Raw genomic sequence first — 23,269 nt, forward strand, 5'->3', positions numbered from 1 at the left:
CAGTCCGGAGGCAAACAATGGCAGCGCGCAAGATCATCATCGACACAGACCCCGGACAGGACGACGCGGTGGCCATTCTGCTGGCCTTGGCCAGCCCGGACGAGATCGAAGTGCTGGGACTGACCGCTGTGGCAGGCAATGTGCCGCTGGAGCTGACCGCCAAGAATGCCCGCATCGTATGTGAACTGGCCGGTCGCCCCGACATCCCGGTTTATGCAGGCTGCGACCGCCCGATGAACCGCGAACTGGTCACGGCAGAACATGTGCACGGCAAAACCGGGCTGGACGGCCCTGTGCTACCTGACCCTGAAATGCCATTGGCTGACGGCCATGGGGTGGATTTCATCATCGACACCCTGCGCGCGCACGCGCCCGGCACCGTCACGCTCTGCCCGCTGGGGCCACTAACCAACATTGCCACCGCAATTGAAAAGGCCCCCGATATTGTCGAGCGTGTACAGCAGATCGTGCTGATGGGCGGCGCTTATTTTGAGGTTGGCAACATCACTCCTGCGGCCGAATTCAACATTTATGTTGACCCACAAGCGGCTGATATCGTGTTCAAATCGGGCGCAGACATTGTGGTGATGCCACTGGATGTGACCCATGACGCGCTGGTCACGCCGCACCGCAACGATGCATTCCGCGCGCTGGATTCGAAGGTCGGTCATGCGGTGGCTGAAATGACCGATTTCTTCGAACGCTTCGATAAAGAGAAATACGGCTCGGACGGTGCACCTCTGCATGATCCTTGTGTCACCGCCTACCTCATTCAGCCCGAGTTGTTCTCGGGTCGTTTCGTCAATGTGCAGATCGAAACCAGGTCTCCCCTCACTATGGGCATGACGGTGGCCGATTGGTGGGGCGTGACCGACCATCCACCCAATGCGCTGTTTATCAGTGATGTTGACGCCGATGGATTTTTCAAATTGCTCACCGAACGACTGGCCCGGTTATGAGCGCCGCCCTGCGGTTGGCCCGCCCCGAGGATCTTGATCGCCTGATGACCCTTGTGTCGGCATTTCATGCCGAGGAAGGGATTGATCAGGACGCTGACACGCGCCGCGCGGCGCTGTCCCCTTTGCTGGACGGCATTCCGCATGGCTGCATCTATCTGATCGGTCCGTCGCGCGCGCCGTTGGGCTATCTCATCCTGACCTTTGGTTGGTCGGTCGAGTTTGGCGGCATGGACGGGTTCATCGACGAGATTTACATCCGCCCTGCTGTCCGCGGTCGCGGGATCGCGACCGAAGTTCTGCTTGAATTGCCCAAGGCGTTGGCGGGTGCAGGTCTAACCGCCCTGCATCTTGAGGTCGACCGGACCAATGAAAGCGCCAACAAGCTGTATCTGCGGACCGGTTTCAAACCCCGAGATCGCTATATGCTGATGAGCAAGGCGCTTTAGTGTGTCGGGATGCCCATATTCACGCCGGGCATTTCCATATCCATCACCGGATCCGAGGCCGAAGCGGCGATCCCCGTGATCGGATAGGTGCTGGGCCCGGAACAGGCCGCGATAAGCATGACGGAAGAAACTGAGCAAATCAGAAGGAATTTGGATACAGACATCGTGATCTCCTTTCTGCACTGCAGTCAGGTTAGGTCACGTCGATTGATCGTGTTTAGGAACTAGTTCACACAAAACTGAAAAATTGTCGGAATTTTCGAACCAATTGGATTCGCCGGACATCCCGAATACTGTTAATTCGTTGAAAACTATACCTGTTTCAAACGCACATGCATCTCGATAAAAGTAGGGCGAGCTGACGAAAAATTGGAGTTGTCCGAATTTCTATCGCGCTTTTCGAAACCCAGAGGCAAATATTACCGCTCCGCCGCAACCAGAGGTTATCCCGCAATCAAAAGGATTCGTTGGGACCCAACGGCTTTGCATTGACCGATCAGCACCAACAGAAAATCGTGATGTACCCAACACAAACGCCGGACCGCTTCAAGCTGGTCCGGCGTTTAAGGTGTAATAGCTTTGATGGAACGCGCTCCCCGAGCCAAGCTTGAGGATCACCGTATCAACTAAAAGCTCAGGTGCGCAGGATCGAACGTCCGGCGTATTCGGCAACCTCGCCCAGCGATTCCTCGATGCGGATCAGCTGGTTGTATTTCGCCAACCGGTCCGACCGCGCCAGCGAGCCGGTTTTGATCTGACCGCAATTGGTGGCGACCGCCAGATCGGCAATGGTCGCGTCCTCGGTCTCGCCCGAGCGGTGCGACATGACGTTGGTATAACCCGCGCGGTGGGCCATATCGACGGCGCGCAGAGTTTCTGTCAGCGAACCGATCTGGTTCACTTTGACTAGCATCGAGTTGGCAGAGCCGCGCTTGATACCCTCGGCCAGACGTGCCGGGTTGGTCACAAAAAGATCGTCACCCACCAGCTGCACCTTGTCGCCGATGGCATCCGTCAGCGCTTTCCACCCGTCCCAGTCATCCTCGGACATTCCGTCTTCGATCGAGATAATCGGATAGTCGTTCACCAGCGCAGCCAGATAGGCGGCGTTTTCCTCGGAAGTCAGGGTCTTGCCTTCGCCCGACAGGACGTATTTGCCGTCCTTGTAGTATTCGGTCGCAGCGCAATCCAGCGCCAGGTGGATTTCATCACCCGGCTTGTACCCGGCCTTTTCTATGGATTTCAGAATGAAATCCAGTGCTTCACGGGTCGAGGCGATGTTGGGAGCAAACCCGCCTTCGTCGCCGACGCCGGTGGCCAGACCCGCTGCCGAAAGCTCTTTCTTCAGCGTGTGGAACACCTCGGATCCCATGCGCACCGCCTCGCGGATATTGCTGGCCGAGACGGGCATGATCATGAATTCCTGAATGTCGATCGGGTTGTCCGCGTGCTCACCCCCGTTAATGATGTTCATCATCGGCACCGGCAGGATGCGCGCTGAGGTACCCCCGACATAGCGGTATAAGGGCTGCGTGGTGAAATCCGCCGCCGCTTTGGCCGTAGCCAGCGAGACCCCCAGAATGGCGTTCGCACCCAGACGGCCTTTGTTGTCGGTCCCGTCCAGATCGATCATCGCCTGGTCAATCGCCACCTGCTCGGTCGCGTCAAAGCCAACCAGTTCTTCGGCAATTTCACCGTTAACGGCGGCAACTGCTTCCAGAACGCCCTTGCCCATATACCGGGTCTTGTCACCGTCGCGCTTTTCAACCGCCTCATAGGCACCGGTTGAGGCGCCCGAGGGCACGGCCGCGCGGCCCATGGTGCCGTCTTCCAGAATGACGTCGACTTCGACGGTCGGGTTGCCCCGGCTGTCCAGAATTTCTCGTGCATGGATGTCGATAATGGTGCTCATCAGGTCTGTCCCTATGGCTGCAGTCGGTTGCACGCGTCATAGCAGCAACCGGCGGAAAGTAAACCGGTTACGTTATCGCTAACAGGCATATTTTCCTGCCTTTAGGGCTAACACCCGGGGAATTGCATCAAACGGGTCAGGCGATGGCCAGCTGTCTGGCCAAACGGCGTTCGCGGACAAAGGTGTAAAGACCTGAGGCGATAATCAGGCTGGCCCCTGCCAGGGTCATCGCATCCGGGCGCTCGTTGAACATCAGCATCCCCGCGATCATCGAGAATACAAGCCGCGTATAGCGGAACGGCATCATCGCAGACGCCTCGCCCACCCGCATGGCCGCAACGATACCGTAATAGCCCAACATGCTGGATAGGAACGCAGCCAGATAGGGAAAGACATGCGCCGATTGCAGCGGTACAACGGGTTGATCTGCCCAGATCATCAGCACCGCACCGGCCAGGGTCGCGCTCAGATAGGCCTGCATCGCGACGACGGTTGAGGGCACCCTTGTATCCAGCCGCCGTGTGATCAGATCCCGCGCTGCGATCAAGACGACGGAAAGGATCACCAGAAGCGTCTCGGGCTGGAATCCTTCCAAACCCGGGCGGATGATCATCAACACGCCGATGAAGCCAACACCGATTGCGCTCCAGCGCCGCCAGCCCACAGTTTCGCCCAGAAACAATGCAGCCCCCATGGTGATGACCAGAGGCAACGCCTGAAACACGGCTGCCACCGTCGACAGGTCAATCGAAGACAGAGCGGTCACAAAAGCAACCGCGGCAACGCCTTCGGTCGACGCTCTGATCAAAGGCACCGCCTTCCACGCCGCCGGTTCAAAGATCCGTTTGCGCGAGGCTACGGTCAAAAGCGCGAAAGCCACCCCACACACGACGCCGAGCACAACCAGGATCTGCCCGGTCGGCACGCTGACCGACAGGCGTTTGATAAACATATCCTCGATTGCAAAAGCTGCCATCGATCCGACAAGCAGCAAGATGCCGTTTAAATTGTTCATGAGCCGTTTCCGTGGCGCGCGATCAAAGCCGCGTCAGACATCTAACCACAACCGCAATATGAGCGCGGTCGCAAGCTTTATCCCGCCGCGAAGAATGAATTAACGTGGCGCCGCCAATCGCATTTGGTGATCGTCAGTCCTGATCCAGAGGCACGCCGTAAAGCTCAAGCCTGTGGCCCTTGAGGCGATACCCCAGCTTGGCGGCGATCTTTTCCTGAAGCGCCTCGATCTCGGGGTCGACGAACTCGATGACCTGCCCCGATTGCATGTCGATCAGGTGGTCGTGGTGGTCCCGCTCGGCGTCTTCGTACCGGGCACGGCCATCGCCGAATTCCAGCCGTTCCAGAATGCCGGCCTCTTCAAACAGCTTCACCGTGCGATAGACCGTAGCTATGGAAATCCCCTCATCCACAGCAGAGGCGCGGGTATAAAGTTCCTCGACATCCGGGTGATCTGCGCTTTGTTCCAGCACGTGGGCGATGGTGCGGCGCTGACCCGTCATACGCAGACCTTTGGCTTCGCAGCGGGCGATGATCGTATCGGACATGGTGACTCTCGGAACTGTTCGGGTCTCTGTCTTAATACGTCTGTGCGCCCTGCGCCACAGCGGAAATGCGCCTTAAGCAGCGCGGTGAAGGTCGACCCAGACCGGCAGGTGGTCCGACGCGATATGCGCGGGCCGCGCAGTCTGAACACCATGCGCGGCAGCTTGCAGGCCCGAGCCCAGCGCAATCCGGTCCAACGCGCCCAGCGGCCGGGCCGCTGGGAAGCTGGGGACCGGAGGCAGGAAGCTCATGTCGGGAGCCAGATGATCCAGAACCGGTTGGCGGGACCATTCGTTGAAATCTCCGGCCCAGACAGTTGGCATCTGAGACAGGCCTGCATCGCAATGGCGCAGATGGGTAATCTGCTGGCGACGCGAGGCGGGCAACAGCCCCAGATGCATTCCCATCACACGCAGCGGTCCTATGGGCGTGTCGAACTCGACCCGTACGGCCCCGCGGGGTTCAAGCCCCGGCAAGTCGTGATGACCAGTCTGTCGCACGTTCAACCCGGCGCCCCGCCAGATCACCGCATTTCCGTGCCAGCCCAGACTGCCCGCGCCTCCCAGGTCGACGATCTGCCAGCCGGCCTCGTCCAGCATGAAATGCGGCAAGGCGGCGGGGCGCGGCGGCAGACGTTTGTCGGCTTCTTGCAGCACAACGATATCGGCCTTCATACTGTCGATCACCTGCAGCGTCCGCTGCGGTTGGCGGCGAAAATCCATGCCAAGGCATTTCTGGATATTGTAGCTGGCCAGCCTGACAGTCTTTTCGCGTTTCATCATGTCTCAGATCATCCAAACCCAGCCAAGCATGTCAGGCCCACGCACCATTACAACTCGATTTTTTGCCACAGGCGCGCTATGCAATCACGCAGAACCTGAAGTTTAATTTGAAACACGGATTTTCCTATCCTAGGACTGTAGTCCACGAAAACGCGACTGGTATGGTCGTCGATACGGCTGACCCGACCCGAAGAGGACCCCGAAATTGGACGTAGATTCCAAATTCGCAACCATGATCATCGCAGATATCGCTGGCAGCACTCCATTGTACAATGCGGTAGGTGATGATGAGGCGCAGCGCCTGATCCAGCTCAAGATCGACCATCTGCGGCGCGTGCTGCTGTCTTTCGGAGGTGTGCCCGTTGGCCAGAAAGGCGACGATGTCCTAAGCTTTTTCGACGACCCAAACGCCGCTCTGAGAGCCGCCCTAAAACTGGTTGAGCCGGATGAGGAAACGGTTCTGCAAGTGCATGTAGGGATGCATTCAGGCCCCATCGTCATCGGCGAGCGCGGCATCTATGGCGAGGCGGTCAACGTCACCGCGCGCTTTGCCACGGCGGCCAACCCCGGCGAGGCTTGTGTCAGCGAGGCCGCCGCTAAGCTTTTGCACCCGGAACACCGGTCCATGCTCAAGCCCCTTGGGCGGCTCAGCCTGAAAGGCGTGGCCGAGCCCCTGCCCGCATTCTCACTTGTCGACCCCACTTCGGACATGATTTTCCAGACCCGTCTGCCCACAAATTTTGGACGGTCCGAGACCAACTGGAAACCACATGCGGGTTTGACCCTGCATCTGCGCTATGAAGACAGCGTCTGGTGGTGTGGTGACAATGGTGAGCTGACCATCGGCCGCGCGCCCGATTGCGATGTCGTGCTGCAGCAACCCTGGGTGTCACGGATGCATGCGGTGCTGAGCATGAAGGCGGGCAAACTGATCCTGACCGACCGCAGCACCTCGGGCACCTATGTAAAATCCGAAGCGGGCCGCGAGATCAGGCTGAAACGGGAATCTGTCATGCTGGCTGATAGCGGCGTGATTTCCCCGACCATGCCGATAGACGAGTCTGAGGCCTGCCTGAGCTTTGAGATTCGCGGCCGGACTCAGGTGCCGCAGAACGTGGCCTGAACCACCTCAGTCGTGCTGGGTGGACGGCGCAGATCCTCGTTTTCCGGCTGATCCAGATAAGGTTGCGCCAAAACCGTATTCAGCCGGTTAAACGGCGCGTAATCCCCCTGCACCGCCGCCGAGATCATCTTTTCGATGCGGTGATTGCGCGGGATAAAGGCCGGGTTGGCCGATGTCATCGTCGCAACGGGATCAGCCTCGCGCGTCACTCGCGCCTGCCAGCCTTCGGCCCAGTTATCAAAGGCTTCGGGATTGGTGAATTGATCGCGGGCCGCATCCCCAGCCAAAGCCCGGAAGGTGTTGGTGAAATCCGCCTGTTCCTCGGCCATGCGTTTCAAAAGGTCCGAGATGAGCGTCTGATCCCCTTCCTCGGATGTGGTCAACCCGATCTTGGCCCGGAACCGCGCAAGCCATTCTGCTTGCAACAGGTCAGGCATGGCGTGAACGATCTCGGTCGCTTCTTCTACGGCGGCTTCCTTGTCTTCATATTGCTGGATCAGCGCTGTGGCCAGCTGTGCCAGGTTCCACACGGCAATGTCGGGCTGGTTGGAATAGGCGTAGCGCCCAAACTGATCGATTGAGCTGAAGACCGTATTGGGGTGATACTGATCCATGAAGGCGCAAGGCCCATAGTCTATTGTCTCTCCCGCGATCGAGCTGTTGTCGGTGTTCATGACACCGTGAATGAAGCCCACGCTCATCCAGGCCGCGATCAGGCGCGCCTGCGCGTCGCGCACATGGCGCAGCAGGCCCATGGGGCCATCAGCCTGCGGATAGTGACGGTCGATAGCGTATTCGGTCAGTTTGCGTAGATCGTCCAACTGCCCGCGCGCGGCAAAAACCTGAAAGGTGCCCACACGCAAATGGCTGCGCGCCACGCGCGTCAGCACCGCACCGGGCATCGGGCCTTCGCGCAGCACGACCTCTCCGGTTTCGACCGCTGCCAGCGCGCGCGTGGTCGGTACGCCCAGCGCATGCATCGCCTCGGACACCACATATTCGCGCAACACCGGCCCCAGCCACGCACGCCCGTCACCATTGCGGGAAAACGGCGTGCGGCCCGATCCTTTGAGCTGAATATCCCGCCGCTCTCCGTCAGTGCCCAAGGTTTCGCCCAGCAACACCGCACGACCATCGCCCAATTGTGGGTTGTAATGCCCAAACTGATGCCCGGAATAGAGCTGAGACAAAGGCTCGGCCCCCTCCGGCATGGCGTTGCCGGCAAAGGTCTCGGCCATGTCCTGCACGTCACCCGGCGTGATCCCCAACAGGCGTGCAAGATCTGCGTTGAACGCAACCAGTCGCGGGGCGCGCACGGGTTCGGGTTTTTGCCGAGCGTAAAAGCTGTTGGGCAGCTGGGCATAGCTGTTGTCGAAGGGGATCGTCAGTGTCATGAGCCAAACATATGGTCCGCTTTGCCGATTGCCATAGAAGATTGCGCAACCCTGTGCATAATCAGCAGCAAAGGGACGGAACCTAAATGAACGCGCAAGAGATCATCGACCAGTTGCACCTGCAACGCCATCCCGAAGGTGGATGGTATGCCGAGACATGGCGCGCCGATAATGCAGGCCGTGCAACAGGCACCTGTATCTATTTCCTGTTGCAACAGGACGAGAGCAGCCATTGGCACCGGGTCGATGCCGACGAGATCTGGCTGTACCACGCAGGCGCGCCTATGGTCCTGTCGATCAGTGCGACAGATCAAGGGCCTGCGACGGATCATGTGCTGACGCCGGACTTGTCTCAGGGACGCCCACAAGTGGTTGTCCCGAAACATCACTGGCAAGCCGCACGCAGCACGGGCGCTTATACTTTGGTCAGTTGCACCGTGTCGCCGGGATTCGAGTTTCAGGGGTTTGAACTGGCGGCACCAGAGTTTGACATCCCGCGTGGCTGAACGACCGCTGCGCTCCGGACAAGCCTGCCGTACATAAAGGAGCGATCTTATGCCCAGCGCATTGTGCCAATTTTTGGATATCGAAAAACCGATCCTGTCGGCCCCGATGGGCGGCGCCGCCGGTCCTGACCTTGTGGCCTCGGTCTGCAATGCCGGTGGCTATGGCGTGATCCCGTTATGGGGCAAGCCGGTGGATCAGGTGGTGGAGGGAATTGCCGCCGTCCGCGCGCTGACAGATCGGAACTTTGCAGTCAATCTGAACCTCTCGTTTCCCTATCAAGACCAGCTTGAGGCCTGTATCGACGCCAAGATCCACGCTGTTTCCCTGTTCTGGGGGATGGAGCCGTCGGCCTTTGCGACAGCCAAAGCAGCCGGGCTGGTGGTTCTGGCCAGCGTGGGCAGTGTCGCCGAAGCCAAGGCGGCTGAGGATGCAGGCGCCGATGTGATCGTTGCCCAAGGCTGGGAGGCCGGTGGCCATGTCTGGGGGCAGGTTTCGACCCTTGCGCTGATCCCGGCAGTGGCCGATGCGGTCAAGCTACCGGTGGTAGCTGCCGGAGGGATCGCCGATGGTCGCGGGATGGCAGCCGCGCTTTTGCTGGGCGCTGAAGGCGTTTGGGTTGGTACGCGTTTTCTGGGCAGCACCGAGGCAACGATTCACGACACCTATCGCCAGAGCATTCTTGACGCCTCTGAGACAGCGACGGAATGGTATTATGACCTTTATGACGTGGACTGGCCCGCCGCGCCGCATCGTGCGTTGAAGAACTCGACCTCGGAACATTGGCACACAACCGGGTCTGCAAGCCCGGGCAACCGTCCGGGTGAGCAACAGGTGATCGGACATCGCCCGGATGGCAGGCCCATCCTTCGCTATCAAAGCTATACGCCTCTGCCAGGTACAGACGGAGATGTTGAGGCGATGTCGATGTGGTCCGGTCAGGGTGTCGCGCTTGTCCGGCAGATCATGCCTGCCGCTGAGATCGTTGAAGAGCTTTACCTGGATGCCAAGGACCATCTGCAAAACCGGCAAGCGATACTCTGAGCGCTAGACCTGGAACGGGGGAAATCCAAATGCTGAAGTTTGACGCGGAAACCACCAAAATTCTGGACATGGCCTATCAGGGCGCTGATGTGATCAAGCGCCGCCGGGCGTCTTTTGATGCGCTTGCGCCATGCCCGGGCGAGACCATCCTGGATATCGGCTGTGGCAACGGGCTGCTGACCGCAGAACTGGCCCGCGCGGTGGGGCCCGAGGGCAAGGTTCTGGGCGTCGATCAAAGCGCCGACATGTTGGCAGCGGCCAAGCAACGCTGTGCCGAGTTCCAGAATGTCGAGTTTCATGTCGGATTGGCCGACGCGTTGCCGCTAGCGGATGGCGTGGCCGACAAAGCCGTTTCCGTGCAGGTGTTCGAATATCTGGAGGACATGGAGCCCGCCCTGTCAGAGGCCTTGCGCTGCCTTAAGCCCAACGGCCGTCTGGTGATCAGCGATCTGCACTTCGACAGCCTTGTCTGGTTCAGCGAAAACGCCGAGCGCATGAACCGGATGCTGGCGTCTTGGGATGCCCATTTTGCGGCGGGTGACGTCCCTGCCCGACTGCCGGGATTGCTCAGAAAGCTGGGGCAAAAGGTTGAGGGCGTCGAGACGGTTACGCTCACCGATCACGTGCTGAAACCGGATGGGCTGGCGGTGATGATGATGCATCTGATGCGACGCTTTGCGATCGACAATCAGCATATGCCCGTCGCCGAAGCGGACGCGTGGTTTGACGAGCAACACCAGTTGGCGCGGGAGGGTCGGTTCTTTTTCTCGATCACGCAATTTGTCACGATAGCGCGCAAATCTGGCTGATTTCAAAGCCGTGTGCGTTGCAATAGCGTGCCATAGCCCGGTACCGGATCAGCGATCCCCGCCAATTGCAACGCCTGAAACACCATCGCCTGGTTCGAGGTGATGACAGGTTTGCCCACCGCCTGTTCCAGCCTGTCAATCACCTCGACACTGCGCATATCAGTACAGGACAGCACCAAGGCTTCGGCCTGCGGGCTATCGGCGGCGCGACCCAGGTCAAACACCGCGTCCGGGCCCATCGCGCCCTGCCCGGAATTGTCGAGCGCCTCGCGCACTTCCGAGCGTGCCACTGTTTCAATCCCGGTCTGCCGCAGAAAACCGATGGCCATATCGTTGATCTGCGACACATAAGGCGACGCAAACCCGATCCGTTTCACCCCCAGCGTCCGCAAAGCATGCACCAAAGCCCCTGCCGCCGTCACGGTTGCCGCGCCGCTTTGGGCCTTTATCTGTTGGGCAAGGTGGCGGTCGAACTCGGGCCCATGGGTTAGCGTGGCTGATGTACAGCCATAAAGGATCACATCGGGGCGCACCCCTTGTAACAGATGCAGTGGTTCGTCCAGATCTGCCGCACCCAGCCCGTGCATCTGGTCGGCATCCGGGATCTCATCCTGATCATAGCCGCCCATGCGCGCGAAATGCAGCGACACACCATCCGGGCGCAACAGCGCCATGTCGGGTTCAAGATTGGTGTTGGTGAAGGGCACAAGAATGCCAAACCGGGCGCGCCCGCGCGATTGGGTCATGATCCCTGCTCCTTGCTCTGGTGTTCCAGAATAGCTGCGGCTTGATCAAGCTGCGCTTCAGCCGCGATGGTCGCGCGCAGGCAGTGCCCCAGACCGACACCGCCTTGCGGACGTAGAAACACGCCTTCCGCACGCAACGCGGCATCCGCGCGTTGCGCCGCGTCATCGCTGGCAAACCGGATGAGCGTGAAATTGGTAAAGCTTTCTGGCACATCAAACCCGGCCTTTTGCAACCGGGCGCGAAAACCGTCGCGCGCGTGTCTGGTCAAGGCGCAGGTTTCCTCCATATATCGCTGATCTCTTACCGCCGCAGCAGCGGCGGCCTGACTTGCGGCAGGGATGTTGTTGGGATTCATGACTTTGCGCATCTGCGCGGCAATGGCAGGCGGAAACAACCCCCAGCCCACGCGCATCGCCGCAAGCCCATAGGCTTTGGACAGGCTGCGCAGGATCACAGTGTCGCCGCGCGCAACAAGATCAAACATGGGCTCGGCCAGATGGTCCGCGAACTCGCCATAGGCCTCATCAATCACCAACAGCACCGACGCGGGAATCCCTTTGCGCAACCGGATCAGGTCGGATCGCGAAATGCGGGTGCCTGTCGGATTGCCCGGGTTGGCCAGAAACAGCAGGCGTGTGTCGGGCCGGATGGCGTCGATCAGTGCATCCACGCAGACATGCCCGTCCCGCTCTGGCGCTGTGTCGAACCGCGCCTGCACCATCTGTGCGGCCGTCCGAAAGAACGGGTACGCATGGGCCGGAGCCAGAACCGCTGCCTGCGGACCGGCGAAACAGCGTGCCAGACAGGCAATCAGGTCCATCGACCCCGCCCCGCAAACGATGCCACTGGCCTCCAAACCATAGGTTTCAGCGAGCGCCACGCGCAGTTCGCCCCAATCGGGATCGGGGTAAAGGTGGCCTTGTCCAATGACCATTGACGCAGCCTTGATCGCCTCCGGGCTGGGCGGGCGCAGGCTTTCGTTTTGTGAAAGCGAAATCAAAGACTTCCCCGCAGGGGCCTTGAGCTGCGCCAAGGCATAGGGTGACATTTCAGCGATGTGAGGCACGGGCTGGATCATGGTTCTACCCCATATGTCTTATGCGCCGCCCCGGGGCTGATCAGATCCTCTTGCAGATCGCGCAGAACCTCGGCCCGATCGCGGCTTTTGGGATCGCCAAACCCACCCCCGCCGGGCGTTTCAAAGACCAGAGTGTCTCCTGCGGGGATGCGAACCTCACCTTTGCCGGGCAAATCCTTGCCTTGCAGACGGATGCGCCCGGCGGCCCCGGGCTGGCCGCCAAAGCGGCCCTGCGCCGGGTTCTTTACGCGCTCGACCGACAGAAAAAGCATCAGGTCTTCTTGCTTGGCCGCGCGCAAGTCGATCCGTTGCCCCAAGCCGCCGCGCCTCTGCCCCGGCCCGCCGCTGTCTGTCCGCAGCTCTCGCCGCGTGATCAATACGGGGGCAACCGCTTCGGTGGTTTCAACCTGACTGCCCCAGACGCCCGACGGAAACGCTGTGGCCGAAAGCCCGTCCAATCCGGGCCGTGCACCGGTTCCACCGCTGAACACCAGCTCTAACGCAAATTGCGTATCGCCGCGCGAGACAGCTTCGGGCGCGTGGCGCAAGGGCAGATCATACATGCAGGACGCGCCTTCGGCGGGCACCGCGCCCGGCAAAGCTTGGGACAGGCAGCCATACACCAGATCGGGTGTCATCTGCCCCAATGTATGACGCATGGCCACAGGCGCAGGCGGTTGCGCGTTCAAAATACAATCCTTTGGCCCAGAGACAACGAACGGCGCCAAAGATCCTGCGTTATTGGGAATATCCGGCCCGATGATGCAGCGCAGCGCAAAAACCGAATAGGCAGTTGCATAGTTCAGCGGCACGTTAATGCCCTTGTTCGACAGGCCCGATGTGCCGGTAAAGTCCAACGCGACCTGATCACCTGATATCGTCAACGCTGCATGCAGGTCGATGGGCCGGTCGTATCCATCCACCACCAACTGGCTGCGCCACGTGCCCTTTGGCAGCCCGGCGATGGCCGCCAAAGTGCCGCGATAGGAGGTGTCGATAATGAAATCGGCCAGCGTATCCAGGTGATCGATCCCAAACTCGGTCATCATATCCGCCAGACGGCGCGCGCCCGTTTCGCAGCAGGCGATCAGCGCATAGATGTCACCTTCATTGGCGATGGGTTCACGCGAATTGGCCTTAACGATCTCAATCAGCAACGTATTGAGCGTACCGCCCTCCACCAGCTTACACGGGGGAATCAGCAAACCTTCGTCATAGATATCCTGCCCTTCCGGCCCCATCCCCAGACCACCCAGATCCACCAGATGTGACGTACAGGCCGTAAACCCGATGACCCGGGTTTTGTAAAACACCGGCATCATCAGCAAAAAGTCATTCAGATGCCCCGAAGCGATCCAGGGATCGTTGGTCAGATAGATGTCGCCGGGCCTCATTTCTTGCACCGAAAAGCGGTTGCGCAGCGCCTTAACCGCCTCTGCCATCGTGTTGATATGCCCGGGCGTTCCGGTGACGGCCTGCGCCAACATACGCCCCTGCAGGTCAAAGATCCCCGCGGAAATATCCCCGCATTCGCGCACGATGGGGCTGAAGGCGGCGCGGATCAGCGCCTGACCCTGTTCTTCGACAACGGCCAAAAGACGGTTCCACATAACCTGAAGCGCGGTATTCGTCTGGGTCATTGCTCGTCCTTTCTGTCGCGGATCAGCCAGATGTTGTGGCCCCCATCGATCTGGGCTGTGAAATCGGTGCTGACAAAGGTGGTTGTCTGCGGCTCGACAATCAGAGCCGGGCCTTCCAGCCAATCTCCGGGCCTCAGCGCGCTGCGGTCGAAAAGGTCGGCCTGACGCCATGAGCCACTGACCTCGCACAGAATGTGCCTGTGCCCGACAGGTACGGCCCGTTGCGACGTCTCGGGTTGTACCTGCGGGCTCAACACCTCGGCTTTGGTAGACACATCCAGTGCCCAATTCAGGATCTCAATCTGCATCCCTGGCACCGCGCGGCTGAACTGACGGCTGTATTCCGCCTCAAACGCCTGACGCAAAGCGGAAATGTCATCCGACCGCAGCGCTCGATCCGGCAGAGGGATTTCGATCTCATGTCCCTGCCCGTGATAGCGCACAAAGGCCTGGCGTCGGCAAAGCAGGCGACCCTCCGGGGCCCCGGCCCGGACAACGGCTTGCGCCTCATCGATCATCGCGTCGAAGAATTGGTTCAAGTCGTCCAAATCCAAATGATCGAGCTTTGCATAGCGCGACCGGATGATCTGAAACGAGACCGGCGCCAGCAGGAATCCGACAGCCGAGCCCACGCCCGGATCATTGGGGATCACGATGCGATCGACCTGAGACCGGCGCGCCACCCGGGTTGCGTGCAGCGGCCCGTTGCCACCAAAGGCGATCATGACGCGGCGGCCTAAATCCTTGCCGGACTCGACCGCATGCATACGCCCGGCAGCGGCCATGTTTTCATCCACGATGGTGCTGACCCCATGGGCTGCGTCAGCGGCAGACAGGCCCAAGGGCTTACCAACACCGAAAGTCAGCGCCTGTTCGGCGGCGTCTGTTTCGATGGTCAGGCGTCCTTCGGCAAAGCGATCAGGGTCGATCAAACCTTGCGCTATGTCGGCATCCGTCACCGTTGGCGCCGTACCGCCTTTGGCAAAAGCCGCAGGCCCGGGATCAGAGCCGGCGCTTTCGGGGCCAATCTGCAACCGCCCCAGCCGATCCACATGGGCGATGGATCCGCCACCCGCACCAATCTCGATCATTTCGATCACCGGAATGCGTACCGGCATGCCCGAACCTTTGATGAACCGCGCAGCCCGCGCGATCTCGAACTTGCGGGCGGTTTGGGGGCGAAACTCATCGATCAGGCAGAGCTTGGCCGTGGTGCCGCCCATGTCAAAAGACAGAACCTCTGACGCCTCGATCTGGGCGGCAATGCGCGCGGCCAGAATGGCACCGCCCGCTGGGCCAGATTCCACCAACCGGATCGGCAACCGGGCGGCAGTTTCCATCGTCGTCATACCACCGCCAGCGGTCATCATCAGGATCGGGCAGCGCAATCCCTCTGCTTGAAATCGCGATTGGAAATCATGCAGATAACGCGCCATCTGCGGTTGGATATAGGCGTTTGCAACCGTTGTGCAGAGCCGGTCAAACTCACGCGCCTCGGGACTGACCTCATGGCTGAGCGAGATCACCAAATCTGGCAGGGCGGCGCTTAGCAGCTCTTTCAACTGCAGCTCATGGTCGGGATTGGCATAGGCATGCAGCAAGCAGATCGCAACGGCCTGCGCATCACAGGCCTGCAACGCCTGCACAAGCCGCGCCACATCCGCGTGGTCCAGCGGTTCAATTTCCTGCCCCTGCGCATTCATCCGCCCGCCGATGGTGAAGGCCTGAGACCGTGGCACTAGCAGGTTTGGCTTGACCAGATTGATGTCATATTGGCTGTACCGCCGCTCATACCCGATCTCAAGGATATCGCGGAACCCTTCGGTCGTGATCGTTGCAACCCGCGCCCCGCGTCGTTCGATCAGCGCATTGGTGGCCAGAGTTGTCCCGTGAATGAACCCGGTGATGCCGCCCCAGTCTGCCCTGGCCTGCATCATCACGCGACGCACGCCGTCCAATGCACCCAGGCTGGGGTGGTCCGGCGTTGTTGGTGTTTTGGTTGTGGCGCAGATTTTGCCGGTTCCGTCCACCAAAACTGTATCGGTGAACGTGCCGCCAATATCGACGGCCAGGCGCAATCCAGTCATCTCGTGCATCTTGTGAACTCGGTCAACTCATGATCGGAAATCCACCGCACCCCAGAAGGCGCGGCCTGTCAGCCTTGCGACTGGTCAGGTGACCAGGTCACATCCGGTTGCCCGGCGTCCCAGATTTTCCGCAGATGCAAGCACGAGTCGCACACCATCTTTGATCATTGCGCTGTCCGGGATGCTGGCGAAGGAACAGGATTTCTGTCAATAGAAATTTCAACCTAAAAAGACCGAAGATGACACTATCTACTGCAGAATCCTTTCTTTACAGGCGACTGTATGGCATAATTAAAGTCGGTCCACTGCTATACAATCGGTGTTCTCTTGACCCGGATCGCCACATATCTAACCTGCGGCCATGGATCACCGTGCGCTCATCGCTTCGCTTTCCGCCCAGACCAAAGCCGCGCTGCAACAACGCTCGAACGCGGCCGGTCTAAAGCATCTTGCGTTGCATTTTGCACTGATCGCCGTTTGCACTTTTGCGATCGCAGCAAAGGCCCCGCTTTGGCCGCTTCTGGTCCTGCCCCAGGGCGTTCTCTTGGTCTTTCTGTTCACGCTCAGCCATGAATGCACACACAAAACCCCCTTTCGCAGCGGCTGGTTGAACGAGGTCGTCGGCCATCTGGTCTCAATCCCCATCGCACTGCCGTTCACCTGGTTTCGATACTATCACCTGGCCCATCACAAATGGACCAATGACCCCGAAAAAGACCCCGAACTTGGCGGCAAGCCCCGGCCTGACAACTGGCCAAGCCTTCTGATCTATCTGAGCGGCTGGCCCTATTGGAGCGGCATGGCAAAGACGTTGGTGTTGAACGCCTTGGGCCGCATCGACGCGCCCTTCCTGCCCTCTCGCCAACACCGCGCCATGCGCATCGAAGCCCGTCTGCTGTTGACGCTTTACGCAGCTGCAGGTCTCAGCCTGTTCTTCTCGCCCCTGCTGTTCTGGATCTGGATCCTGCCGGTTCTGGTCGGACAACCCGCGCTCAGGCTTTATCTGCTGGCCGAACACGGCCTCTGCCCGCCGGTCGCCAATATGCTCGAAAATTCCCGCACAACCTTTACCAACCGGATCATCCGGTTCCTGGCCTGGAACATGCCCTACCACGCCGAGCACCACGCCTTTCCAAACGTCCCCTTCCACCACCTTCCGGCCTTGCACCGAGAGGCCAGAACACATCTGAAAACGACCTCAGACGGATACTCGACATTTACGGCAGAGTATCTTCGAACATTGGACCTGTGAAAAAGCCTGTAAAAGCCGGGCAACCACCTGAAACTGCTTGGCCGAGTGTAATTCGTTTCACTGAACCACACACTGAAACAGCCCTATGACCCCAAAGCGTACACCCAATTGCATTTGAAGGACGTGAAAATGAAAACCGAAGAAGCTGAAAAAATCGTAAAAGGGCTTAGAAACAAAAAGGCAAAAACGAAGGCAATCAAAGATGAAATCGTCGGAACCAAGGCGACGAAACTGGACAAAAAGCTGACAGAGAGCCTGGGAGGCGTATTAGGCGCGGATTTGTCGGGGGTGCGGATTCACACGGGTGGCAATGCTGCTGATCTGTGTAAGTCTCTGAGCGCAAAAGCCTTTACCAATGGAAAAGACATCTATTTTGCAAAAAGTTCGGACGCCAAGGACAAAAAACTGATTGCGCATGAGCTGACCCACGTGGTTCAGCAGGCGAATGGTCGTATGCCGAAGCCGATGAAGGGAAAGGTACTGGTGTCCAAGTGATCAGCAGAGCTGCGGGTCAGGTTCATTCTTCGACGACCAGACAGCGCAGATCACGCTAGCCGGGTGCTGCTTACGACACCTCCACCCACCAACGCGCTCACCCCCGTTGTTCCGGGACACGAGGTCGGCAAGCCCCGCGCCACTCGGACGGCGAGATAGGCGAAGGCTTGGGCTTCGAGCATGTCTCCGTTCAGGCCCACGGTTTCGACCGGCTCAACCGGGCAGTCCAGTGAGACGCGCAGCATTTCCATCAGCACCGGGTTGTGACGTCCGCCGCCGGTGACCAACACGCGGGTTGGGGGTTTGGGGCAATGGGCCATGCCTTGTGCCACGCCCGCCGCACACATCGCGGTCAGTGTGGCGACCGCATCTGCATCGGGCAGTTCGCTCACCAACCCGACCATGCGGGCAAAGTCGTTTCGGTCCAGTGACTTGGGTGGCATGCGGGCGAAGAAGGGCTCGGCCAGAAACCGTTCGAGCGCACCAGTTTCCACGGCCCCACCTCGCGCGATTTTGCCGTCGCGATCCATGGGTTGCCCCAATCGGGCCTGCACCAGATCATCAATGGGCGCGTTTGCGGGGCCGGTATCAAAGGCCAAAAGCGCACCGGAGGCTTCGGGGCCATCAAAGCTTGGGTCGATATAGGTCAGGTTTCCAACGCCGCCCAGATTGAGGAAACACAAAGGCTGGGTCGCGCCGATCCACTTGGCACAGGCAAAGTGAAAGAACGGCGCCAGCGGTGCGCCCTCGCCCCCCATGGCCACGTCGTCGCTGCGGAAATCCCAGACAATCGGCACACCCAGCGCCTGGGCCAGTCCGTCACCATCCCCCACCTGCAACGTCCCACGCCCGCGCGGCTCATGCGCCAGGGTCTGACCGTGAAGGCCGATCAGATCGATCTGATCGAACTCGGACAAGGCCTCGGCATGGGCAAAGGTCACCAACTCGGCGGCGGCATCCACATCGGGCCCGTGCCATTGACCCAGAGCTTTACGCAATACGGCGCGTTCGGCGTCGGAATAGGGCCTGTAGCCTGTGTCGCCAAAACCATGGATCTGGTGCCCATCGGTTTGCAGGACAGCCGCATCCACACCATCCAAAGACGTTCCCGACATCGCCCCCAAGGCCGCGACCACACCTGTTTTGCTGATGACCCGGCTCACGCTGCCCTCGCTCTTGCTGCCCCGTTATCCGGGTGTCTTGCACAATGTTTCGCGTCAAGCGACATCCAAGGCAAGCAACATCGCATGCGCGCTGTGTTTTTCTTGCCGAAACTGCCTTTTCCTTGCACCGTCCGCCCCCTATACAGTGCCGCGCAACACATACCCAAAGGGCACGACATGACCTACCACCCCAAATCGGATTTCATCGCCACGATGATCCATTTGGCACGGTGCGTCGCTTCGCTCGCTGGTGTCATGTCGTGCCCTTGGTCCTTTCAGCGCATTGATAAAAGGGCCAAATCTGCATGGACGACTCAAAAAACCGCAAGCTTGAGCGCATAACTGAAAAAACGCTTCGCAATCTACCTTCGCCTCAGAATGGCGAGCTAACTTACACCATAGCTTACACCAGAGGTTTGACGATCCGGGTTCGAAGCACCGGATCAAAGGTGTTCTATGCGAGGCTATGGAACCCACACGCGAAGAAAACTGTTAGGCGCAAATTGGGAGAATGGCCAAGCATGTCATGCTCTCTCGCGATCAAAGCGCTCGACAAGCTGAAACGTGAGCAAGAGGAGGCTGATTGGGCTGAGCCTAGAGTTCACCTTACGATGGCTCAGGCTTACGCGTAGTACCTGAGAAAGAAATCCCAAGAAGGCAAATCGACGTCATTTCTCCAACAAATAGATCAGGCATGGAGATGCGTTCCAAATGAAATAAGGGGAACGTTACTCGACCAAGTGTCCTTGTACCGTCTCTCCGATCTCGTTGCTGAGATCGCAACTGAACGAAAAGGAACCGCATTTCATGTAAGACGGTTACTTAAGGCAGTCTATAAGATTGCGCTGATAAACGAGTGGTGCAGCAAAGACAGGACGCTAACAATTGAACCGGTGGCGATCCAGCCCAAAAGGCTATTGGTAAGCAATGAGGGAATCGCAAGAGTTCTTGAGGTCGCGAGGCAACATAGCGACAAGCATAAAGTCTGCGCCCTCCTGTTATGCGCTGCGACTGGACAAAGGGGGTCAGAAATTATGAAGCTTCATTGGGAGAATATTCGCGAGGATTCGATCCTTTTCCCGGCTGAGATTCGGAAACAACGTGTAGAACATACTGTTTGGCTAAATCATCTGGCTCGTGAAGCCCTTTCTTACTTGAAAAAGGGGACGGGGCCGATCTTCCCGATGGCGCATCACAACTGGCTCTCTGACTTTGGCAAGGTGCAGGGTCGCAAAGCCAAGGTTAAAGGCTTCGGTGTTCATCAATTGAGGAAGGCGGTAATTTCCAATCTGTTGTCTCAAGGTGTAGTGAACCAATTTTGTTCTGCGACACGACCAACTCGGATTTTGAACCAACGCATGGCCGTGTCACCAGCCTACCGATCAAACCGTCTCTGCTTTCAGCCTATTACGTCTCAAATCGCTCCAATAGCGAATGGTCAGAGTCCTATCCGATGCGACGAAAACCAACATCCGCAACGGGCTGCAAAGCGGTCGCTGATTAACAACGGCCCAATGGCAGCAAAGTCCGCCCAGCCGACATTGCCTCCTATTGATGTAGTCAAAAGTCCGCATTGAGCCCAAAGCGGACACAGAGGGTATCAGTTTCCAAGAATAATTGAGATGCCATAAATCAGCGTTACACTTATTCGGGCAGGCCGGCCAAACGCAGAGACGCGCAGTCTTTCTCCAATTGTTCTATATCACAGAAAAGCTGAGTTTTCGCCCAATCCGCTATGGAAAACTGAGGACGGTATTTCATTACATTCTGTGCTTCATCGCGAGCGGCCTCAAGGTTATCCGTTTCCACATGTACGATAACGAGGTCTAGGTGACCAAAGCCTTCAACCCTTTGACCATATTCGGCGAATGCCTCCTTGGCTTCCTCGTATCGACTATCGAGCCGAAGTGCCAAACCCAAAACGCCAGCGTACCAGCCCGGATAATGAGGGTTGAGAGTAATGGCTTGCCGCGCCATGCGGATAGCTTCTTTTGCTTGTCCATTGAATGCGAATGTAATCGACAACCTTGCAGCCACATCAGCGTGGTTTGGATTTAGCTCCAGCGCTTCATTGAACTTCTCGATAGCCGACACCAGCTTGCCATCAATTGCATCCGCGAAACCTGCAATTGCGTGAGCTTCCGGGTTATAGCTGTCGATTTCCAGAGCAAACCGAGCGCAGTCACGTGCCTCTGCCAGCGCAGCACTTCGGTCTACTACAAAGCCGTGCCTTGCTTCGACGGTGCAAATGAACCCCAAAGTACAATGTGGCGCAGAGTAGTTAGGATCGAGGGAAATTGCCTGTTGCGCAAACCGGCGAGCGTCGGCCTGTGCTTCTTTTGTTATCCTGCGCGAAGCTTCGACGGCTTGCAATTGAGCAGTCCAGGCATCAAGATTTTTTGTCCCCGAACCTCTGAAACGGGCCATCTCACCAGCCAAGAGCTCGACTTGAAGCTCGGTCGCTATCCTGAGGGCAATTTCATCCTGAACTTCGAATACGTCTTCTATGAGGCGATCATACCGGTCTGCCCAAATGTGCATTCCAGATTTCGCATCGATTAGCTGCGCAGTAATCCGCACGCGACTACCGCTTTGGCGTACACTTCCCTCGAGAACAAGATCGACGCCCTGTTCCAGTCCGACCTGTTTCACGTCCACAGAACGCCCTTTGTAGACGAATGTAGAGTTGCGCGCGACGACCAGTAAATTCGGGAGTTTTGATAAAGTGGTGATGATCTCTTCGGTAATGCCATCTGCAAAAAACTCCTGATCGGGGTCAGAAGAAAGATTATCAAAAGGTAAGACGCCGATTAGCAGAGACTTTGTATGGCTAGCCGGAGTTACTCGCGGTGGGGCAGAACCTGGCGGCGACCATTGGAAAACTTCTATTGGTGACGGCGCGTTCTTAAACTGTCGCTCTCCAGCGCGATAAAATTGCTCAGCGAGACGCTCGTCAAGGCTGCGATGGACGACATCTGAAATTAACACAGCCCCTTCACTGGATGCCTCTTGTAACCGTGCGGATAGATTTATGCCGTCGCCGAAAATGTCATCTTCCTCGAATACGACATCTCCAAGATGAACGCCTACTCGTAGTTTCAGTGAGGACTGAGTTGACACTTGGCTTTGAAGATCGAGGGCGCATCGCACCGCGTCAGACACCGAGTTAAACTCGACTATCCATCCATCACCCATCCTTTTGACGACATTACCGCGATGATCGCTAACCAAGGGATCAAATAACTCTCGACGTAAAACACGAAGTTCGCTGAGAGTTCTGTTTTCATCTGCCTTCATCTGGCCTGAGTAGTTTACTACATCGGCCGAGAGCACTGCGGAAAGTCTGCGGTCTCCGTTCATGTCTATTCGTAACGCATAATACGTTACGTGGGAAAGAGATCGTATATCTGGAACCTTCACACGAACTTCGACCGGCTGCTTTGTCCGCTTGGCAGACATTGGGCGTAATTAACTGAATGTCCGCATCGAGCCCAAAGCGGAAAAAATAAATGGATCTATTGCTAGAAAGACTTCAGCCATAAAAACAAGTTGTCCCCGTCTGACGCCCGTTATCACGCAAAAATTCGACACAATCAAATTGTTGATTTTGTCGTGAGTCTTTGACTTAGTACTAGGCGGAACTAACAGGGGAAGAACAATGAAGAGAATAATGATGCCCACTGCTGTATTGTTTGTGACTTTAACTGTTGCAGCATGTGAAGATACTGGCGGCTCGACTGCGTCATCGGAACTGACTCCTGCCCAACAGGCGTGTCTGCGTGATGTCGCCAATACGACAAACAATTCGCAAGTCGTGGTGCTGTCGTCTGCGTTTAGCGAGGCGGGAACACAAGTAACGGTCGGCGTTGGCGAGGATCGTGCTCCTTGGAATTGTATTGCCTACAGTGATGGCGCGACAGCTGGTATCGAGTTCTTGGGCGACGAAGGCGCATTGTGATCAATATGGTGCGTGGCTGAACACGGCCGCGCAACACTGGCTTGCTCTTCAGAAAGTTCGACTTGGTTTGTAGAATAACCACCATCGTATTCGCGATCTTTTACCTGCTGGCTTTGTTTGTGTTCTTGACTGGTACATTTGGCTGGTTGGGACAAGAAAGAGACCCTTTGTCTGGGGTGTTCCTTTTGCCGTTGGGATTGCCTTGGATACTTGTATCGGACTTGGTTTCAGAACCAGTCAAACCGTGGTTCGCAGCGATTGCACCCGCACTCAACCTGTTGGCATTGGTCTTAATTTGCAGATGGGCACGCAGTTG

Annotated in this window: 23 protein-coding genes; 11 read left to right on the forward strand and 12 right to left on the reverse strand. The window is 58.0% G+C overall.

Annotated features, from left to right (window positions below; genetic code table 11):
- Positions 1 to 17 precede the first annotated feature (17 nt).
- Positions 18 to 959, forward strand: a complete 942-nt coding sequence (locus tag GOX45_RS07530; protein ID WP_171099533.1) for a nucleoside hydrolase — start codon at positions 18 to 20, stop codon at positions 957 to 959.
- Positions 956 to 1,405 (forward strand): N-acetyltransferase, encoded by a 450-nt coding sequence (locus GOX45_RS07535; RefSeq protein ID WP_171099535.1) that lies wholly within the window; start codon positions 956 to 958, stop codon positions 1,403 to 1,405. Before GOX45_RS07530 ends, GOX45_RS07535 begins: the two co-directional genes overlap by 4 nt.
- Here GOX45_RS07535 and GOX45_RS07540 read toward each other — a convergent pair.
- The 5 genes from GOX45_RS07540 to GOX45_RS07560 form a co-directional block, all read right to left on the reverse strand.
- Positions 1,402 to 1,569 (reverse strand): hypothetical protein, encoded by a 168-nt coding sequence (locus GOX45_RS07540; RefSeq protein ID WP_171099537.1) that lies wholly within the window; start codon positions 1,567 to 1,569, stop codon positions 1,402 to 1,404. The genes GOX45_RS07535 and GOX45_RS07540 overlap by 4 nt on opposite strands.
- Before the next feature lie 470 nt (positions 1,570 to 2,039).
- Positions 2,040 to 3,317, reverse strand: a complete 1,278-nt coding sequence (gene eno, locus GOX45_RS07545) for a phosphopyruvate hydratase (protein ID WP_171099539.1) — start codon at positions 3,315 to 3,317, stop codon at positions 2,040 to 2,042.
- Positions 3,318 to 3,453: 136 nt separating this feature from the next.
- Positions 3,454 to 4,332: a DMT family transporter gene (locus tag GOX45_RS07550; RefSeq protein ID WP_171099541.1), complete on the reverse strand. Its 879-nt coding sequence runs from the start codon at positions 4,330 to 4,332 to the stop codon at positions 3,454 to 3,456.
- 133 nt (positions 4,333 to 4,465) lie between these two features.
- Entirely contained in the window at positions 4,466 to 4,879 is a 414-nt protein-coding gene (locus tag GOX45_RS07555) for a Fur family transcriptional regulator (RefSeq protein ID WP_171099543.1), read from the reverse strand.
- Between the two features lie 72 nt (positions 4,880 to 4,951).
- Positions 4,952 to 5,656, reverse strand: coding sequence for an endonuclease/exonuclease/phosphatase family protein (locus tag GOX45_RS07560; protein WP_171099545.1), 705 nt, complete (start codon positions 5,654 to 5,656; stop codon positions 4,952 to 4,954).
- Between the two features lie 208 nt (positions 5,657 to 5,864).
- Here GOX45_RS07560 and GOX45_RS07565 point away from each other — a divergent pair, with 208 nt between their 5' ends.
- Positions 5,865 to 6,782 (forward strand): adenylate/guanylate cyclase domain-containing protein, encoded by a 918-nt coding sequence (locus GOX45_RS07565; protein WP_171099547.1) that lies wholly within the window; start codon positions 5,865 to 5,867, stop codon positions 6,780 to 6,782.
- Here GOX45_RS07565 and GOX45_RS07570 read toward each other — a convergent pair.
- Positions 6,758 to 8,176: a YdiU family protein gene (locus tag GOX45_RS07570; protein ID WP_171099548.1), complete on the reverse strand. Its 1,419-nt coding sequence runs from the start codon at positions 8,174 to 8,176 to the stop codon at positions 6,758 to 6,760. The genes GOX45_RS07565 and GOX45_RS07570 overlap by 25 nt on opposite strands.
- Before the next feature lie 86 nt (positions 8,177 to 8,262).
- On the opposite strand from GOX45_RS07570, the gene GOX45_RS07575 reads away from it, so the two are divergent.
- The 3 genes from GOX45_RS07575 to GOX45_RS07585 are packed head-to-tail and all read left to right on the forward strand — an operon-like array spanning position 8,263 to position 10,533.
- A complete protein-coding gene (locus tag GOX45_RS07575) occupies positions 8,263 to 8,682 on the forward strand; it encodes a cupin domain-containing protein (protein WP_171099550.1) in 420 nt (139 codons plus the stop codon).
- A 49-nt stretch (positions 8,683 to 8,731) separates the two neighbouring features.
- Positions 8,732 to 9,724 carry a nitronate monooxygenase family protein gene (locus tag GOX45_RS07580; protein WP_171099552.1) on the forward strand — a complete coding sequence of 331 codons (993 nt, stop codon included), beginning with the start codon at positions 8,732 to 8,734 and terminating at the stop codon, positions 9,722 to 9,724.
- Between the two features lie 29 nt (positions 9,725 to 9,753).
- Positions 9,754 to 10,533 (forward strand): methyltransferase domain-containing protein, encoded by a 780-nt coding sequence (locus tag GOX45_RS07585; RefSeq protein ID WP_171099554.1) that lies wholly within the window; start codon positions 9,754 to 9,756, stop codon positions 10,531 to 10,533.
- Between the two features lie 2 nt (positions 10,534 to 10,535).
- On the opposite strand, the gene GOX45_RS07590 is transcribed toward GOX45_RS07585, so the two are convergent.
- The 4 genes from GOX45_RS07590 to GOX45_RS07605 are packed head-to-tail and all read right to left on the reverse strand — an operon-like array spanning position 10,536 to position 16,085.
- A complete protein-coding gene (locus GOX45_RS07590) occupies positions 10,536 to 11,279 on the reverse strand; it encodes an Asp/Glu racemase (RefSeq protein WP_171099556.1) in 744 nt (247 codons plus the stop codon).
- Complete coding sequence (locus tag GOX45_RS07595) at positions 11,276 to 12,358, reverse strand: histidinol-phosphate transaminase (RefSeq protein WP_171099558.1); 1,083 nt, start codon at positions 12,356 to 12,358, stop codon at positions 11,276 to 11,278. Before GOX45_RS07595 ends, GOX45_RS07590 begins: the two co-directional genes overlap by 4 nt.
- Positions 12,355 to 13,998, reverse strand: a complete 1,644-nt coding sequence (locus tag GOX45_RS07600; RefSeq protein WP_171099560.1) for a hydantoinase B/oxoprolinase family protein — start codon at positions 13,996 to 13,998, stop codon at positions 12,355 to 12,357. The genes GOX45_RS07595 and GOX45_RS07600 overlap by 4 nt, the downstream gene beginning before the upstream one ends.
- A complete protein-coding gene (locus GOX45_RS07605; protein ID WP_254445954.1) occupies positions 13,995 to 16,085 on the reverse strand; it encodes a hydantoinase/oxoprolinase family protein in 2,091 nt (696 codons plus the stop codon). Before GOX45_RS07605 ends, GOX45_RS07600 begins: the two co-directional genes overlap by 4 nt.
- A 361-nt stretch (positions 16,086 to 16,446) precedes the next feature.
- On the opposite strand from GOX45_RS07605, the gene GOX45_RS07610 reads away from it, so the two are divergent.
- Both GOX45_RS07610 and GOX45_RS07615 read left to right on the forward strand, forming a co-directional pair.
- Positions 16,447 to 17,337 carry a fatty acid desaturase gene (locus GOX45_RS07610; protein ID WP_171099564.1) on the forward strand — a complete coding sequence of 297 codons (891 nt, stop codon included), beginning with the start codon at positions 16,447 to 16,449 and terminating at the stop codon, positions 17,335 to 17,337.
- Positions 17,338 to 17,466: 129 nt separating this feature from the next.
- Positions 17,467 to 17,832, forward strand: coding sequence for a DUF4157 domain-containing protein (locus GOX45_RS07615; protein ID WP_171099566.1), 366 nt, complete (start codon positions 17,467 to 17,469; stop codon positions 17,830 to 17,832).
- Positions 17,833 to 17,882: 50 nt separating this feature from the next.
- Here the strand turns inward: GOX45_RS07615 and GOX45_RS07620 are convergent, their stop codons facing one another.
- On the reverse strand, positions 17,883 to 18,995 hold the full coding sequence (locus tag GOX45_RS07620; protein WP_171099568.1) for an anhydro-N-acetylmuramic acid kinase: 1,113 nt from the start codon (positions 18,993 to 18,995) through the stop codon (positions 17,883 to 17,885).
- Between the two features lie 305 nt (positions 18,996 to 19,300).
- On the opposite strand from GOX45_RS07620, the gene GOX45_RS22305 reads away from it, so the two are divergent.
- Together GOX45_RS22305 and GOX45_RS07630 are read left to right on the forward strand one after the other, a co-directional pair.
- Complete coding sequence (locus tag GOX45_RS22305; protein ID WP_171099570.1) at positions 19,301 to 19,627, forward strand: Arm DNA-binding domain-containing protein; 327 nt, start codon at positions 19,301 to 19,303, stop codon at positions 19,625 to 19,627.
- Between the two features lie 114 nt (positions 19,628 to 19,741).
- Complete coding sequence (locus tag GOX45_RS07630; RefSeq protein ID WP_171099571.1) at positions 19,742 to 20,572, forward strand: tyrosine-type recombinase/integrase; 831 nt, start codon at positions 19,742 to 19,744, stop codon at positions 20,570 to 20,572.
- 67 nt (positions 20,573 to 20,639) lie between these two features.
- On the opposite strand, the gene GOX45_RS07635 is transcribed toward GOX45_RS07630, so the two are convergent.
- Positions 20,640 to 22,355, reverse strand: a complete 1,716-nt coding sequence (locus GOX45_RS07635) for an adenylate/guanylate cyclase domain-containing protein (RefSeq protein WP_254445955.1) — start codon at positions 22,353 to 22,355, stop codon at positions 20,640 to 20,642.
- Positions 22,356 to 22,668: 313 nt separating this feature from the next.
- On the opposite strand from GOX45_RS07635, the gene GOX45_RS07640 reads away from it, so the two are divergent.
- Entirely contained in the window at positions 22,669 to 22,953 is a 285-nt protein-coding gene (locus tag GOX45_RS07640; RefSeq protein ID WP_254430677.1) for a hypothetical protein, read from the forward strand.
- The last annotated feature ends 316 nt before the right edge of the window (positions 22,954 to 23,269 follow it).

This window comes from Ruegeria sp. HKCCD7255, from assembly GCF_013031565.1.
GTDB lineage: Bacteria > Pseudomonadota > Alphaproteobacteria > Rhodobacterales > Rhodobacteraceae > Ruegeria.

What these genes read in the sequence shown, in the direction of transcription:
- GOX45_RS22305 (WP_171099570.1), top strand. Translation starts at nt 19,301, where the DNA reads ATGGACGACTCAAAAAACCGCAAGCTTGAGCGCATAACTGAAAAAACG.
- GOX45_RS07535 (WP_171099535.1), top strand. Translation starts at nt 956, where the DNA reads ATGAGCGCCGCCCTGCGGTTGGCCCGCCCCGAGGATCTTGATCGCCTG.
- GOX45_RS07605 (WP_254445954.1), bottom strand. Translation starts at nt 16,085, where the DNA reads ATGACTGGATTGCGCCTGGCCGTCGATATTGGCGGCACGTTCACCGAT.
- GOX45_RS07575 (WP_171099550.1), top strand. Translation starts at nt 8,263, where the DNA reads ATGAACGCGCAAGAGATCATCGACCAGTTGCACCTGCAACGCCATCCC.
- GOX45_RS07595 (WP_171099558.1), bottom strand. Translation starts at nt 12,358, where the DNA reads ATGATCCAGCCCGTGCCTCACATCGCTGAAATGTCACCCTATGCCTTG.
- GOX45_RS07585 (WP_171099554.1), top strand. Translation starts at nt 9,754, where the DNA reads ATGCTGAAGTTTGACGCGGAAACCACCAAAATTCTGGACATGGCCTAT.
- GOX45_RS07530 (WP_171099533.1), top strand. Translation starts at nt 18, where the DNA reads ATGGCAGCGCGCAAGATCATCATCGACACAGACCCCGGACAGGACGAC.
- GOX45_RS07560 (WP_171099545.1), bottom strand. Translation starts at nt 5,656, where the DNA reads ATGAAACGCGAAAAGACTGTCAGGCTGGCCAGCTACAATATCCAGAAA.
- GOX45_RS07540 (WP_171099537.1), bottom strand. Translation starts at nt 1,569, where the DNA reads ATGTCTGTATCCAAATTCCTTCTGATTTGCTCAGTTTCTTCCGTCATG.
- GOX45_RS07580 (WP_171099552.1), top strand. Translation starts at nt 8,732, where the DNA reads ATGCCCAGCGCATTGTGCCAATTTTTGGATATCGAAAAACCGATCCTG.
- GOX45_RS07615 (WP_171099566.1), top strand. Translation starts at nt 17,467, where the DNA reads ATGAAAACCGAAGAAGCTGAAAAAATCGTAAAAGGGCTTAGAAACAAA.
- GOX45_RS07635 (WP_254445955.1), bottom strand. Translation starts at nt 22,355, where the DNA reads ATGAACGGAGACCGCAGACTTTCCGCAGTGCTCTCGGCCGATGTAGTA.
- GOX45_RS07550 (WP_171099541.1), bottom strand. Translation starts at nt 4,332, where the DNA reads ATGAACAATTTAAACGGCATCTTGCTGCTTGTCGGATCGATGGCAGCT.
- GOX45_RS07610 (WP_171099564.1), top strand. Translation starts at nt 16,447, where the DNA reads ATGGATCACCGTGCGCTCATCGCTTCGCTTTCCGCCCAGACCAAAGCC.
- GOX45_RS07600 (WP_171099560.1), bottom strand. Translation starts at nt 13,998, where the DNA reads ATGACCCAGACGAATACCGCGCTTCAGGTTATGTGGAACCGTCTTTTG.
- GOX45_RS07570 (WP_171099548.1), bottom strand. Translation starts at nt 8,176, where the DNA reads ATGACACTGACGATCCCCTTCGACAACAGCTATGCCCAGCTGCCCAAC.
- GOX45_RS07590 (WP_171099556.1), bottom strand. Translation starts at nt 11,279, where the DNA reads ATGACCCAATCGCGCGGGCGCGCCCGGTTTGGCATTCTTGTGCCCTTC.
- GOX45_RS07640 (WP_254430677.1), top strand. Translation starts at nt 22,669, where the DNA reads ATGCCCACTGCTGTATTGTTTGTGACTTTAACTGTTGCAGCATGTGAA.
- eno (WP_171099539.1), bottom strand. Translation starts at nt 3,317, where the DNA reads ATGAGCACCATTATCGACATCCATGCACGAGAAATTCTGGACAGCCGG.
- GOX45_RS07555 (WP_171099543.1), bottom strand. Translation starts at nt 4,879, where the DNA reads ATGTCCGATACGATCATCGCCCGCTGCGAAGCCAAAGGTCTGCGTATG.